The sequence below is a fragment of the Acinetobacter sp. BY419 genome, from assembly GCF_019038395.1.
Lineage (GTDB): Bacteria > Pseudomonadota > Gammaproteobacteria > Pseudomonadales > Moraxellaceae > Acinetobacter.
Genome location: NZ_JAGFXZ010000009.1, coordinates 1 through 15,231, shown reverse-complemented (window position 1 = coordinate 15,231; position 15,231 = coordinate 1). Strand labels below are relative to the sequence as shown.

11 protein-coding genes and 1 pseudogene are annotated in these 15,231 nt (G+C 43.6%); 4 read left to right on the top strand and 8 right to left on the bottom strand.

Translation table 11 applies throughout. The features are described from left to right. Positions 1-172: 172 nt before the first annotated feature. The 4 genes and pseudogenes from KUG37_RS05190 to KUG37_RS05175 all read right to left on the bottom strand — a co-directional run bounded on the left by KUG37_RS05190 (position 173) and on the right by KUG37_RS05175 (position 3,663). Positions 173-1,153: a nitronate monooxygenase family protein gene (locus KUG37_RS05190; RefSeq protein ID WP_216940261.1), complete on the bottom strand. Its 981-nt coding sequence runs from the start codon at positions 1,151-1,153 to the stop codon at positions 173-175. Positions 1,154-1,164: 11 nt separating this feature from the next. Beyond that, positions 1,165-1,952: pseudogene (locus KUG37_RS05185) on the bottom strand (enoyl-CoA hydratase-related protein). Positions 1,953-1,987: 35 nt separating this feature from the next. Continuing rightward, on the bottom strand, positions 1,988-2,911 hold the full coding sequence (locus KUG37_RS05180) for a glyoxylate/hydroxypyruvate reductase A (RefSeq protein WP_216935711.1): 924 nt from the start codon (positions 2,909-2,911) through the stop codon (positions 1,988-1,990). After that, entirely contained in the window at positions 2,908-3,663 is a 756-nt protein-coding gene (locus KUG37_RS05175) for a class II aldolase/adducin family protein (RefSeq protein ID WP_216935710.1), read from the bottom strand. Before KUG37_RS05175 ends, KUG37_RS05180 begins: the two co-directional genes overlap by 4 nt. 110 nt (positions 3,664-3,773) lie before the next feature. Between KUG37_RS05175 and KUG37_RS05170 the strand changes: the two genes are divergently transcribed. Beyond that, positions 3,774-4,211, top strand: coding sequence for a PaaI family thioesterase (locus tag KUG37_RS05170; protein ID WP_216940259.1), 438 nt, complete (start codon positions 3,774-3,776; stop codon positions 4,209-4,211). Between the two features lie 114 nt (positions 4,212-4,325). Here KUG37_RS05170 and KUG37_RS05165 read toward each other — a convergent pair whose 3' ends face one another. The 3 genes from KUG37_RS05165 to KUG37_RS05155 are packed head-to-tail and all read right to left on the bottom strand — an operon-like array spanning position 4,326 to position 7,859. Continuing rightward, the gene (locus KUG37_RS05165) at positions 4,326-5,537 is read right to left on the bottom strand and encodes a 3-oxoadipyl-CoA thiolase (RefSeq protein WP_216935708.1); all 1,212 of its coding nucleotides are present in this window, start codon (positions 5,535-5,537) and stop codon (positions 4,326-4,328) included. A gap of 25 nt (positions 5,538-5,562) precedes the next feature. Then, complete coding sequence (locus tag KUG37_RS05160) at positions 5,563-7,083, bottom strand: 3-hydroxyacyl-CoA dehydrogenase (RefSeq protein WP_216935707.1); 1,521 nt, start codon at positions 7,081-7,083, stop codon at positions 5,563-5,565. A gap of 2 nt (positions 7,084-7,085) precedes the next feature. Next, complete coding sequence (locus KUG37_RS05155) at positions 7,086-7,859, bottom strand: enoyl-CoA hydratase (RefSeq protein WP_216935705.1); 774 nt, start codon at positions 7,857-7,859, stop codon at positions 7,086-7,088. A 448-nt stretch (positions 7,860-8,307) separates the two neighbouring features. Between KUG37_RS05155 and KUG37_RS05150 the strand changes: the two genes are divergently transcribed. From KUG37_RS05150 to KUG37_RS05140, 3 genes are all read left to right on the top strand, one after another. Further along, positions 8,308-9,606 carry an MFS transporter gene (locus tag KUG37_RS05150; protein WP_216935703.1) on the top strand — a complete coding sequence of 433 codons (1,299 nt, stop codon included), beginning with the start codon at positions 8,308-8,310 and terminating at the stop codon, positions 9,604-9,606. Between the two features lie 225 nt (positions 9,607-9,831). Further along, positions 9,832-11,097 (top strand): DcaP family trimeric outer membrane transporter, encoded by a 1,266-nt coding sequence (locus KUG37_RS05145; RefSeq protein ID WP_216935701.1) that lies wholly within the window; start codon positions 9,832-9,834, stop codon positions 11,095-11,097. Between the two features lie 17 nt (positions 11,098-11,114). Beyond that, the gene (locus KUG37_RS05140) at positions 11,115-12,314 is read left to right on the top strand and encodes an MFS transporter (protein ID WP_216935699.1); all 1,200 of its coding nucleotides are present in this window, start codon (positions 11,115-11,117) and stop codon (positions 12,312-12,314) included. A 160-nt stretch (positions 12,315-12,474) separates the two neighbouring features. Here the strand turns inward: KUG37_RS05140 and KUG37_RS05135 are convergent, their stop codons facing one another. Continuing rightward, positions 12,475-15,060 (bottom strand): EAL domain-containing protein, encoded by a 2,586-nt coding sequence (locus tag KUG37_RS05135; protein ID WP_216940257.1) that lies wholly within the window; start codon positions 15,058-15,060, stop codon positions 12,475-12,477. Between the last annotated feature and the right edge of the window lie 171 nt (positions 15,061-15,231).

The following is a 15,231-nucleotide window of genomic DNA, read 5'->3' as shown; positions in this document are numbered from 1 at the left end:
TTATGACAATTAATTTCATAATACGAAATTATGTTTTAGATCGAATATAATATAAGTTCATGGATAAAATCTAGTCATGACATAAAAAATCACATTTAAAAATCAAAATCTTTGGTATAAAAAAGCCATTCAACAATGAATGGCTTTTTTACTTATTTATAAATGAAGCGGTTTAGCGTGCCAAAAGATGAGCCAGACGTTGATGAATAATCTGCTCTGCATCCTGCATGATATTTTGAATCAGCTCCTGACAGCTCGGAATGTCATGAATCAATCCCATCACTTGGCCAGCAGTCAGAACTCCCGCATCCACATCGCCATTTTCTAAAGCGAGCTTGCCTTTCAAGCCACTGACATAGGGACGAATCTGTTCAAACTCCAGATTTGGATCTTCACCCATCTTCACCACAAGATCAGATACCGCATTTTTGGCGACACGGGCGGTATTTCCGAACTGTCGATACAGCAGATGTGTCGCCCTTTCATCATTATCGACATAAAATTGCTTGATGTTTGGATGGATCGGTGCTTCCTGAGTGGCACAAAAGCGTGTACCCATATTGATGCCTTCAGCACCTAAAGCCAAAGCTGCGACCAGTCCACGCCCATCAGCAAACCCGCCACTGGCCACAATCGGCACAGTAAGCTGATCAGCAGCGGCAGGAATTAAAATCAGGCCAGGAATATCGTCTTCACCTGGATGGCCTGCACATTCAAAACCATCAATCGAGATAACATCCGCGCCAATTCTCTGTGCTGAGAGCGCATGACGAACGGAAGTACATTTATGAATGACAATAATGCCATGTTGCTTAAACGCCTCAATATGTTCATGAGGCTTGTTGCCTGCTGTTTCTACGATCTTGATACCGCTTTCAGTGATCGCCTGTCGGTATTCTGCATACGGCGGCGGATTCACAGCAGGTAATAAAGTCAGATTGACGGCAAAAGGTTGATCGGTCATTTCTCGGCAGCGTGCAATTTCTCTGACCAGAGCTTCAGGTGTGGGTTGAGTTAGTGCAGTCAGCGTTCCCAGGCCGCCCGCATTGGATACGGCACTGGCCATTTCTGCAGTGCCGACCCACATCATGCCGCCCTGAATAATCGGATAGCGAATGCCTAAAAGCTCGGTAATACGGGTCTGAATCTTCATAAAAACTCTCCTTAGCGTCCGGTAAATTGTGCAGGGCGTTTTTCAACAAAGGCCTGTACACCTTCTTTATAGTCTTGGCTGCTTAAAGCTAAGTATTGCAGGTTTTGTTCCAGCTCCAATTGCTGGTTCATATTATTTTCAGCACTACGTTGCAAGGCCTGTTTGGTTAAAGCCAGTGCATAGGTTGGCTGCTTGGCCAGTTGCTTTGCGATCTCATCGATATAGGCATCAAATTCTGTATCTGGAAGCATTTTCCAGATCATGCCCATTTTAGCGGCCTCTTTGGCATACACAGGTACGCCCAGAAAAGTCAATGCCACGGCACGTGCATAACCGATTAAATGTGGCAACATCCAGGTGCCCCCGGCATCGGAAATCAGGCCAATCTTAGAAAAGGCCTGAATAAATCGGGCACTTTCCTTGGCAATGACCAAGTCACAGGCCAGCGCGATATTGGCACCTGCACCGGCAGCCACACCATTCACTGCTGCGATCACCGGTTTGGGACTCTGGCGGATCAGGTTAATTAAAGGATTATAATATTTGGCCAGTGAACCTTCAGGCGGCAAAGGTACACTCCCTAACTGTCCGGCACGTTCTTCAAGTCCTGTCCAGCAGAAAACGCCCGACCATTACCGCGAATCACAATCACCCGAATATCCGGATCCGTATTCCAGATTTTCAGGACCTGCTGAACTTCCTCATGCATTTGCCGGTTAAAACTGTTGAGTGAATATGGTCGGTTAAAATTTAAAGTCGCTATTCCTTGCTGGACTTGGGTTTGAATCGTATTCCACATCATCAATTTCCTTATTGTTTTTTGTATCCCTACTCTTAATAGCCTTTATTGACATCTACCTGATGGCATAAATCCAGACCCTGTTTTAAACGACGGTCATTTTCCAGAATCTGTTCAACCACTACGGACATTGGCGCATGTGAGGCCACATGGGGCGTGACTACAATTTTTTCATGCTGCCAGTATGGATGTTCAGCAGGCAGTGGTTCCTGTTCAAAGACATCGATAATTGCACCACGTAAATGACCTGAATCCAGTGCATTGAGTAGATCCTTTTCGATTAAATGCTGCCCACGACCCACCTGAATGAGAGCAGCCTGATCGGGCAGTTGCTGAAATAATTCAGCAGAAAGAATGCCAGTATTGTCTTTAGTGAGCGGTAACAAATTAATCAGGATCTGGCTGTGGGCCAAAAACTCAGAAAGCTGTTCTGAACCGACATAGCTTTTGACCTGAGGGATATTTTTTGGAGAATTGGACCAGCCTGATACCTGATAACCCATGGCAGTAAAACATTCTGCTACATAACCGCCCATGTGGCCAAGGCCCATAATTCCGATCTGGATATGATGGCTATAACTTTGGCGATACTGCTTCCATAACTGCTGTTTTTGCTGCTGCAGCATACGGTCAAAATAACGCTGAAAATACAGCACACCCCAAAGCAGATAATCAAACATGCCTTTCTGGTGATGCGGATCCAGCACTCGGCAAACTGCTTGATCCGGGCGTATTTCATTTAAGTTTAAATGCTCCACCCCAGCGGCTATCGAGTGAATCAGACTCAGTTTTGGAAGCTGATTTAATTTCTCTAGATCTGGAAACCAGGAGGCTGCTGTCGTCGCCTGCTCTGCTTCTGGACTATCAATGAGGCAAAAATGATCCGAAGGTGCATATTTTTGAAAGGCCTTAATCAGAATTGCTTCAATATTTGGAACAGTACTGGAAATCACAATCATGATGCATATTCCGTATATTGATGCTCGATCAGCGACAAGGCAGCCTGCCAGGCACGCTGTAAAATCGGTTCAATTAAAGGACTGGCAAATTGCGTGGCGGTTTTAATCCGTACTTCCTCATTTGGATAATGTAATTCGGCACCACCACTTAAGGCCTTGACTTGTGCCTGACAGGCACGTTCCAGGAAATAGATTTCATGAAAGGCCCGTGCAATCGTTTCTCCAGCCGTTAATAGGCCATGATTACGTAAAATCATGGCGCGATGACCACCTAAGTCCTGAATCAGGCGCTCCTGCTCATCTGTTGAGAGTGCCACGCCTTCATATTCGTGATAGGCCAACTGCTGATAAAATTTCAGCGCATGCTGGGAAATGGGAAGAAGTCCATGTTTCTGTGCAGAGACCGCAATACCATCTGCGGTGTGAGTATGAATGACACAATTCAGATGAGCATGTGCTTCGTGAATTGCGGAGTGGATGACGAAGCCTGCCATATTGACCGGCTTGTCCTGTTCATAGCTTTCTACAACCTGCCCTGCATGATTGATCTTGACCAGCGTAGATGCACACATTTTTTCAAACGCGACACCGTACTGATTAATCAGAAAGCAATCTGGCTGATCAGGAACTCTTAAACTGATATGGGTATCAATCAGGTCTGTCATCCGATAATGCGCAATAATGCGATAAAGCGCTGCGAGCTCACAGCGTGCCTGCCATTCAGCCTCTGTGACGAGAGTTTTTATTGTCATCATTCCATCCTGGAAAAATATAGCATTTCGATCACTATCTGTTATATCATAATTTTAGAAAAACAGAATATTATTTCATAAGGCGAAATAAATCATTAAAAGGAGTTAATATGCCAACATCACATTTGAACGGACTTGAATATCTAACAGCAATTAAGAATGGGGAAATTCCCAGCTCTGCCATGAGTGAAATTATTCCCATGCGTCTGACCTTAGTGCGTAAAAACTATGTGGAATATGAAGTGCGTCCTGATCAGCGCCATTACAATTTACAGGGTGGAATTCATGGCGGTTTTTGTGCAACGGTTTTAGATAGTGCTACTGGCGCTGCCGTGCATACTACAGTTGATGCAGGTGTCAGTTTTTCGACCATTGACCTGAATGTGAAAATGCTTAAAGCGATGAAAAGCGGTGAAACCTATACTGCCATTGGTGAAGTTATCCGAATCGGACGTAATGTACTGACTTCAGAAGGCCGAATTGTGGATGAAGAAGGTAAAGTTTATGCCTTTGGGTCAGCGACTTTGCTCGTTACCAGCCGCAGCTAGTCATCGTTCACATAATCCAATCCCTGCAAAAGTAGGGATTTTTATTTGCGATGTTATTCAGTATAGAAAAGCCATGAATCAGACTATTCATGGCTTTTAGGATCAAGCGAAGGATTATTCCGCTTCAGGATTTTCAATCACCATCGCCAGACCTTGCCCCAAACCGATACACAAGCTGATCACAGCATATTTTTTACCGGTGCGCTGTAACTGACGTGCCACTGTTAATGCCAAACGTGCACCCGAACAGCCCAGTGGATGTCCAATCGCAATTCCACCGCCATTTGGATTGACACGTGGATCATCGAAAGCAACATCCAGACCTTTGAGGCAAGATAAAACCTGACTGGCAAAAGCTTCATTGATTTCGATAACATCCATATCATCCAGCGTTAAACCAGCACGTTGTACTGCCTTTTTAATCGCTTCAATTGGGCCTGCACCCATGATGCGTGGCTCAATGCCAGCGGCTGCAGAAGACAGGATACGAGCCAAAGGTTTTAGTCCATACTGTTCCTGAACTTTTTCACTGCCGATCATCAGTGCTGCAGCGCCGTCATTGATTCCTGATGCATTACCCGCTGTTACTACACCACCTTCAAATAGTGGTTTTAACTTAGATAATGCTTCAAATGTTGAAGATGCACGCGGATGTTCATCTTCAGTAACTAATTTAGGCGGTAATTTGCGCCCTTGTGAAACTTCAATCGGTGTAATTTCACCTTCAAAGAAACCTGCTTCTTTCGCAGCCTGATATTTTGCCTGTGATGCAGCAGCAAATGTATCTGCCTGTTCACGGCTAATATCGAACTCTTCAGCCACGTTATCACCAGTTTCTGGCATGCTGTGCGCGCCAAACTGATCCGTAAATTTACGGTTCGGGAAACGTGTACCAATAGTCGTGTCATAAATTTTGGCATCACGTGAATAAGCGCTTTCTGCTTTGCCCATCACAAAAGGTGCGCGGGTCATGCTTTCTACGCCACCGGCAATGTACAACTCGCCTTCACCTGCAGTAATGGCACGTGCTGAATCAATCACAGCACCGAGACCTGAAGCACATAGACGGTTAACGGTTTGACCTGGAACTGTCACCGGCATACCCGCTAACAATGCTGCAAAACGTGCCACATTACGGCTGTCTTCACCAGCCTGATTGGTACTACCAAAGATTACATCTTCTACGTCTGCTGCCGGAATACCGGTTTTTTCCAGCAGATTTTTAATCACGGTTGCAGCAAGATCATCTGGACGTACGCTTGCCAAGCTTCCTGCATGGCGACCGATTGGTGAACGTAAACCATCATAAATATATGCATTTAACATGAGTGTTATTCCTTTAACTTTCTAATTAATGTGTAGTATGAACAAGAGCTAAACCAAGCTGAACGCGGCGACGCAGCCAAGGACTTGGACGGTAACGCTGGTCACGGGTAATCGCAGTCATGCGGTCCAGAATTTTCAGGATTTTTTCAGCACCCAGCATATCGCCCCATTCAATTGGACCATATGGATAGCCAAGTCCTAATTTCACTGCCACATTGATGTCTTCTACAGTAGCAACGCCTTGCTGGGCAATATCACAACCGAGATTCACAATCATCGCCAATGCGCGCTGGGCCACAAAGCCAACGCTTTCCTGAATCACGCTGGCAGTAACACCATCCAGGTTAAAAATGGATTGTGCTGCATTTACCAGTTCAGGTGTGGTCACAAAAGTTGGCATCAAGGTACGATGTTTATTCAGACCATAAAGCAGATCGATACAGACCACTTGCTGAGGCGCTACTTGATAACGTACAGCCGCGGAAGTTGCATCTTCGCCATAAGTCGCAATCAGAATTAAAGCATTTGCTGAAGGTAGCTCGGTTTGCTCGATCTGGATATTATTTTGCTGTAAATACTGCTCAAGTGCCTGACGGTCATCGCTATATTCTGTGCTTAGCCAAACTGATGGATATTGATCCAGTTTTTCAGCGAGTGTTGGGACAACATCGCCCTGCTTACTGCCCGAAGTGTAATCATAGAAACCTTTACCGGTTTTACGACCTAATTGCTTGGCAATAAAGCGCTGACGGGTAATTACACTTGGACGATAACGTGCTTCTTCATAATACTGGTGATAAATCGATTCACTCACCGGATGCGATACATCCATACCGGTTAGATCACCTAGCTCGAAAGGTCCCATCTTGAAACCGATACCGTCACGGTAGATCCGGTCAATGTCATAAAATTGCGTAACATTTTCATTCAGAATGGCATAGGCTTCGCTACCAAAGGCACGGCCGGCATGGTTAATGATGAATCCTGGGGTATCTTTGGCTTGGACCGGACGATGTCCCATTTTAGTAGATAACTGGGTCAAGGCATCAACAATATCGGCACGGGTGTTAAAGCCTTCAATCACCTCGACCACTTTCATGAGTGGTACCGGGTTAAAGAAATGATAACCGGCAATACGTTCCGGCTGGCTGCAATTGGCAGCAATTGCACTGATCGATAATGAAGAGGTATTGGATGCTAGAATCGCCTCAGGTTTTACAACCGCTTCTAGTTGCTGCATCAGTTTTTGCTTGATTTCAAGGTTTTCAATAATCGCTTCAACCACCAGATCACAATCTTTGAGGTCTTCTAACTGCTGAGCGATCGACAGATGAGCAAGATCTTCAGCTGCTTTTTCGTGGCTAAATTTACCCTTGTCAGCAAGCGTGTTTAATGTTTTAGCCAGTTTTTCCTGTGCCTGATCTGCAGCGCCAGCTTTTGCATCGAACAGCACAACATCATGCCCGGATTGAATCGCGATCTGGGCAATACCTGCGCCCATGGTGCCTACGCCAATAATACCGATTTTCTGAATCTGAATACTCATGCTTATCGTCCCTGATAATTCGGTTTACGTTTTTCAATAAAGGCCTGCATGCCTTCTTTCTGGTCTTCTGAAGAAAACAGCATCTGGAAAGACTTACGTTCTAGGCTAAGGCCGGCATTTAGTGGCACATCTTCAGCCAATAAAGCCACTTCCTTGATTTGCTCCAGAGCAATTGGCGGCAATTTCGCAAGGCCTTCAGCCATCTTAATGGCAGTTGCAAGGGTTTCGCTATCTTCAGTCACCTGAGACACCAAACCAATTTGATAGGCTTCCGGTGCCGGTACGAGGCAACCCGTCATAATGATGCGCATTGCATGGAATTTGCCAACTGCACGGAATAAACGTTGAGTGCCACCTGCACCCGGCATCACGCCGACCTTAACTTCAGGCTGACCGAATTGGGCACTTTTTCCGGCAATGATAATGTCTGCATGCATCGCCAGTTCACAGCCACCACCCAGTGCATAGCCGTTTACAGCTGCGATTACCGGTTTTGAACATTGAGCAATTGCTTGCCAGTAACGCTCAGTGCGGCGCTGCATCATCTGAATGGTTTCAGCATTGGCCAGCTCTTTAAGATCGGCACCTGCTGCAAAATCTGTTTCACCACCGGTGAGGATAATGGCACGGATATTTTCATCGTCATTCAATTTTAGAAAAGCAGCTGCAAGTTTCTGACGCACTTCTGTATTCAGGGCATTTTTTGCTTCTGGTCGATGAATTTTCACCATTGCTACATGTGCCGAGATTTGCTCTATCTGAACTACCTGTTCCATTAAAAATCTCCATTTATTTTGTATAGCGAAATTTTATTTTATATAAAACTAAGGTTTCTAAAGCCATAAATCAAGGATTTTTAACTCCAAAATTCAAAAAAGTTATTTTTTAATAAAAAAAAGTAAAAACTCTTGTTTGACTACTTATTTTATGATTAATTAATTTCGCAATACGGAATTAAATATTTTAAATGCAACATGGTTATTCTTTTAAGTGAAAAATAACCACAAAGCAAAACTAAATATTAATTTGTGAAACGAGAATTCTCGGTAAGTAGGTAGTTTTTCTCAAGGTAAAAACTGGAAAACAAACTTCAGCCTGATTGTTGGCATGGCTAAAGTAAGCGGGAACCTCCTTTAGATCGGGGAAAATACGTTTCCGTGAGGAATGAAAAAGGATTTAGTGGTAGCAGAGGAATGCTGCTTTTAATAAATAGAGGACATAAGAATGACAAGTGATACGATCGTCACAGGAGACAATAGGACCCCTGTTTCTTCCGAGGAGACCGTTAAACAGGCACCAAAACGCCTATGGATTACGGCCTTTATCTTTGCTTTCCTGATCTTGCTGTGTGACGGTGCTGACATCGGTATTTTAGCTTTCAGCCTGACCAGTTTAAAAGCAGAATGGGGCTTAAGCTCGATGCAGGCAGGGGCTTTAGGAAGCTGGTCTTTGTTTGGAATGGGCATTGGCGGATTTGTCGGAGGATGGGCTTGTGACAAATTTGGACGGGTTCGTGTCATTGTACTGGCAACGATCATCTTCTCCCTGCTGTCTGCCTATTCAGGTTTTGCGCAGTCTTATACTGAATTTGCAATTTTGCGCACACTTTCATGCATGGGTTTAGGCTGTTTATATATTGCCTGTAATACCCTGATGTCTGAATATGTGCCGACCAAATATCGAACGACGGTACTGGCTACACTTATGACCGGTTTTACCTTAGGTTCGTTATTAATTACCCTGCTTTCTGGCTGGATTATTCCCGAGTTTGGCTGGCGTATGCTGTACTGGATTACCATTGCACCATTGGCACTAGGGATTTTAATGCATTTTATGGTTCCTGAACCAGAATCGTGGAAACGTGTACGTGAAATGAAGCGTACCGGTGAGATCGTGGATAATGATACGAAAAAAGGCAATCCATATATCACCATTCTTAAAGATAAGACCCACGGCAAGATGTTCATCTTGTGGTCTTTCAGCTCAGGTTTCCTGTTATTTGGTTACTTCGGTGTAAGTAACTGGCTACCAAGTTATCTTGAAGCTGAATTAGGCATCAAATTTAAAGAAATGGCCCTCTATATGGTGGGAACCTTCATCACCATGATTTTTGCCAAAATCATTGCGGGCTATGTGGCAGATAAAATCGGCCGTCGTATCGTATTTGCTTTTGGCACCATGGGAACCGCAATTTTTATTCCAGTCGTGGTGTATATGCATACTCCTGAAAATATTGGTGTATTAATGCTGATCTTCGGTTTCCTGTACGGTATTCCATATGCAATTAATGCAACTTATTTGACTGAAAGCTTTCCAACCGGGGTGCGCGGGACTGCTGTCGGCGGTGCATTCAATATTGGCCGAATTGGTGCAGTTTTCGCTCCAATTACCATCGGCTATCTGGCGATGCATGGTTCAATCGGCACAGGTTTGATGGTGATGGGCGCCGCCTACTTCCTTTGTGGATTAATTCCTGCCCTGTTTATTAAGGACCGTTTATACGACCCGCAAAAAGCAGAATAACTTGCAGCTTAAAAGGGTGGCTTAACCCGCCATCCTTTTCACTTCATCTTTCTATGACGTTGAAAACCTGATACCTGTTTTTTTTACGTGAACAGAATGTTGCTTATGCAACTTGCATGATATTCATGCTTCGAAAGTCAAAATCATCTTTATTTAAAAATTAAGGCAATCACAAGGAAAGAGCTTTCCTTGCTTACATCTAAAAATTTCTTCAGGGATTAAGAAATGAAAAAATTAGTTTTAGCGACATTATGTGGTATTGCATCGGGATCCGTGATTTCAGCGGAAGTATCGGAAGATCGTATTCAGTTTCTAGAAACTCAGCTGAAGCAGATCCAGTCTGAACTGGAACAGCAAAAACAGTCTCAGATGGCTTTAAAAACACAGCAGGAACAAGCTAAAACAGAGAACTCCAAAAGTTTAAGTAGTGCAATGGACAAAGTCGATGTTTATGGAATGATCCGTCTGGATGGCGCGATTGATTTTAAGAGTACGCCAGAAACTCGTGGTCGAACCATTAACCAGATCAATAAAGTGCCTTTTACTGAACCTGATTCAGTCCGTTCCGATTTTACTGCGGCTGCCAGCCGCATAGGTTTTCTTGCCAAAGATCTGGGGGGGAATCCAAACATTTCCGCCCGCCTGGAAGCCGACTTCTGGACCAATAACGGCAAAGGTGATGGGGGCTTGCGTATCCGGCATGCATATTTTAAATATTATAACTGGACCTTTGGCCAGGCCTGGTCATTGATGTCTACGCCTGAAATCAGCACCGATGCGGTAGATTATAGTTTACTGCTGGGTGGTTCGATCTTACGTACCCCTCAGGTCAGTTATGCATTTAAACTTGATCCGGAAAATACCTGGAATGTTGGTCTGGAGTATATGGCCGGTGGTGACCGGTCTTCTGCCTTGCCCGCATTAACCACCAAATATGTTTATCAATCCGGTCCAGTACATCTACTGGCGCAAGGCTTTATCAATGAAAAGCAGGCGCAAACTGCGACAGGTGATATAGAGAAAGTTGGCTGGGGGGTTGGTGCCGGTGGACGTTATCGCTTTGATGATAAAAACTCTATTCAGGGCAACTACTTCCATATTGTGGGTGACCAGCGTATTGCAGCATTTTTAATTCAAGGTTCTACTGTTGACGGTGCCGCCTGGGGGGGAGATTATTCAGTTGATACAGCCAATAATAAACTTTTACTCAATGAATTTAATAGTTTGAATATTGGGTTTACGCATAAATTCACATCGAAATGGCGCAGCAGTATTGCAGCCAGTGTGGTCGATTTTGATGATTCCAGCGACTATGCAAAAGCCAATCCGGAAACCAATAAGCGCTTAACCGACTATGTGGCTAACGTGATCTATTCTCCTGTGCCAAAAATTAACCTGGGCGCAGAATATCATCATGGTAAGCGTGAGACTTTTGATAATAAGGAAGCGGATGTCTCGCGTATTAATCTCTCTGCCAACTATAGTTTTTAAGGCCTCAGGAGACAAGGATGTCAGCCCAAGGGCAAATTTCCCACCGTTTTATGTTCATGATGGCAATGACCTGCGCACTCTGCGCAGGTTGTAACTATTTTAACCAGCCTTTGATTTATTCTATTGCAGAAGATTTAAATATCAGTGTGGCCGAATCTGGATGGACCGTGGTTTTAACCCAGATTGGCTATGCTACCGGATTGTTCCTGTTTGTACCTCTGGGTGATCTGTTTGAAAAGCGCATGTATATCTGCAGTTTGATGTTCTGTACCGGACTGGCCCTGATCGGACTTTCAGCCAGTACCAATCTAAATATGCTGTACGGTTTTACCCTGCTCGCCTCTTTCTGCTCGATTACCACCCAGATTCTGATTCCTTTTGCTGCCAGCCTGTCGCAACGCGAGAAAAGTGCTGAAGTGGTCGGGCTACTGATGAGTGGTGTTTTGGTCGGCATTCTGTTTGCCCGTACCGTGGCCGGACTGATCTCAACCCTTTGGTCTTGGCATGCGGTGTACTTGCTCAGTGGTTGCTCTATTCTTTTGCTCAGTATCGCGATGTGGTTCCAGTTACCGAGCACTAAAAGTCAGCTGCAAATGAATGTATTGCAGATTTATCGTTCATTATTTACCTTCGCCCGAACAGAACCTATGCTGATCCGGCGCAGCCTGATTGGCGGATTGGGTTTCGGTATGCTCAGTATTATTTTTACCACCATGACTTTCATTCTGGCCGAAGCGCCTTATCATTTTAATGATTTCCAGATTGGTCTTATGGGTATTGTGGGGATAGTCGGAATCTGGTCATCACAATGGACGGGTAAAATGATTGGAAAGCATCGGGAGAAATGGATTGCACATTTGGCCACAAGCGGACTGCTTCTGGCCTGGATTCCCTTATTCTTTGCCCAGAATTATTTATGGATTTATATCCTGGGATTAATCCTGGCTTATTTCGGGATTTCCTGTTTGCATGTCTTGAACCAGAATCTGGTCTATCGAATCTCGATGCAGGCTCGCTCGCGGATTAATGCCATCTATATGACCTGCTATTTTTCAGGTGCGGGTCTCGGTGCATTTTTATCCCTACATTTATGGAAAGCCTATGGCTGGTCTGCCTGCGTCATTTTAGGCTTTGTTTTTGCAATATTGATCTTTCTCATTAACTATTATGATTTGAACCAGCACAAAAATTTAGCCAATATCCAGCCTAGACCATAAACATGGTTATGCACCTTTGGTTTTTTAAATCTGTATTTATTATCCAGCTTTCTAAACTAGGAATAAATGAGATAAGACGTGCTCAAAAAGAATGAGAAAAACCTTTAGGCACGTTTATTATTCGATCTGAAAGCATGCTGAAATATCTGCATCCTAGATTTCAGCTTTGATTCAATTTATTATTTTCTATTGCCACATAAACAGACTTCAATTCAGTTAAAGGTGCAGGTTTTGCATAAAAGAAGCCCTGTAGCAGATCACAACCCTGTTGATAGAGCAAACTGGCCTGACTTAAAGTTTCTACACCTTCAGCCACGACTTCTAAATCAAGCTGATGTGCCAGATGAATAATCGATTGCACAATCGCTGCGTTCTGGTCATCAAGTGTTATTTCTTCGATAAAACTACGATCTAACTTGATCTGATTGATCGGCAAACGCCGCAGATAACTGAGACTCGAATAACCCGTGCCAAAGTCATCTATGGCGACCTGTACGCCTAAAGCACGTACTGTTTTCAAAATCTCTATGGTTCGATCTGCGCCATTAATGATGACACCTTCTGTAATTTCAATTTTAAGTAATTCCGGGGGCAATTGACTGAGTTCAAGGACATGTTCCAGGACCTGAAGAAAGCCTGCTCTACGGAATTGTAAAGGAGAGATATTTACCGATATCGTGATCTGGCTATTGTGCTTCTTGTTCCACTCTGCAATATCTAAACAGGCTTTTTCCAATACCCACTGACCTACACTAATAATCTGTCCGGTTCTTTCTGCAAGAGGAATAAAAATTGCGGGAGAAATATAACCCTGCTGTGGATGACACCAGCGAATTAAAGCTTCCACGCCTGTCATCAGTCCAGTTTCAGGATGAATAAGCGGCTGATAGAAAAGATCGAAATTTTTCTGATTGATCGCTTCCATGAGTTCCAGACGCAGATTGGTATAGTCTATTTCTGCGACAGGTTGCATTCTGGTTTTTTCATACCACTGCCAGATATTGCGACCTTGTCTTTTGGCTTCCTGCATGGCCAAAACAGACTGATAGATCAGTTCAGAAGAATGCTGTATCGAACTGTCATCTGCCACGATCCCGATACTGGCACTTACATGAATTTTGTACTGATCGATGATAAAAAGCATGGAAAGAAGATCAAGAATTTCTTCGGCGATCTCCTCGACTTCAGTTTGCTCATATGAACCTGAGAGCAGCAGGATAAATTCATCTTCAGCGAAACGGCATAGCACGTTATTGTCTTGAACAAATTTTTGCAGCCGCTCGCCCACACTTTTGAGAATCTGATCGCCCAGCAGATGGCCTAAACTATCATTAATGTTTTTAAAGTCATCCAGGTCTATATACAACAAGACTAAAGGTTGAGAACTCTCATGCTGTGCTTCAAAAATATTTTCCAGAATTTGCTTAAATGCATGCTGGTTCGGCAAGCCTGTTAAATGATCATGGGTATGCTGATGCCGGATATATTCTTCGTGAATACGTTGCTCGGTAATATCTTCCTGAATCCCTAAAAAATGGGTACAGGTTCCAGTTTGATCAAAAATAGGACCTAGGGTTAAACGATTCCAGAACCAGCTGCCATCTTTGCAGTAACTTTTTAGGGTGACCTGAATTTCTTTTTGTTTTTTGACCGCTTGTTTGAGTAATGAAATCTGATCCGGATCAGTATCTGGACCCTGTAAGAAAAAACAGCCTTGCCCTAATACTTCTGCTTCTGTATAACCTGTGAGCTTTAGAAAAGCCGGATTCACATATACCATTAACCTTTCTTCGGAAACATCGGTAATAAAAAGACTATTCGGACTGGCCTCTACCCCCCGTTTTAATAAGCGCAGATCCTCCTTATTTTTACGGGATAAAGTAATATCTCGCGCAATACCAATAACGCCGGTGACTTTCTGGTTTTGTATAATCGGTAAATTGGTCAAATCCAGCCACAAAATATCTCCAGTAACATTATAGATTGGAAGCTCAAAATGTTGAGATTTACCCTGCATCGTTTCTATGAATGAGAGGTTGGCCAGCTCATGAAATTCGAGCGGTATAAAGGCAGAATAATGCTGACCACGAATTTGCTCTTTAGAAAAACCTGTAATTTCTTCACAAGCAATATTGGTGGTAAGCATATGTCCCTGTAAATCAAGTTCAAAAATGATATCAGGATGATAAGTATAAAAAGAACAGTATTTTTCATTAAGTTCCTGTCTTTTTTGACGTTCCTGAGCAAGCTCGATTGCGAGAGCCACTAATTTTGTCGCTTGTTGTAATAGCTGAATATGCTGTTCTGTCGGTATTTTGGCTGTTCGATAATAGGTCGAAAAAGTTCCGTATAAAATATCTGAGGCATTCATAATCGGCATAGACCAGCAACTAGACAGCTTTTCTGCGTTCACTACAGCACGGTAGGACTGCCAGTTCGGATCTTTCATTAAATTTGGACTAATGACCAACTGACGCAAAAAAGCAGCTACGCCACAGGTTCCTCGATCAGGACCAATCTTTAAATCCTGAATGACATTGCAGTACTCTTTCGAGAAGTGCTGTTGGCCACTTATAACATTTAAAGTTTGCGTGTCGTCTTTATAGAGCATAATGGTGACAAGCGCATCTGGAATACGCGACTCAAGCCATTGGCTAATGATGTCGAGGATAGGCTTAAGCTCAGTATGGCGACCAATCAGATTAAAAATATGAAAAATATCTTGATCATCGCAATTATTATTCATTCAGACTATCACCTTCCTTAGCTTGTTAACATTTTAGACTTATTATTAACCCGAATCGCGGATAAGAAATTGACTTGAAAAATAAGAGGACTAGAGCCATCAGTTGAGTTACCACACCAAACTCACAACTCTAGTCCTGATGTTCAATAGTACCGAATTATTCTGCGTAAT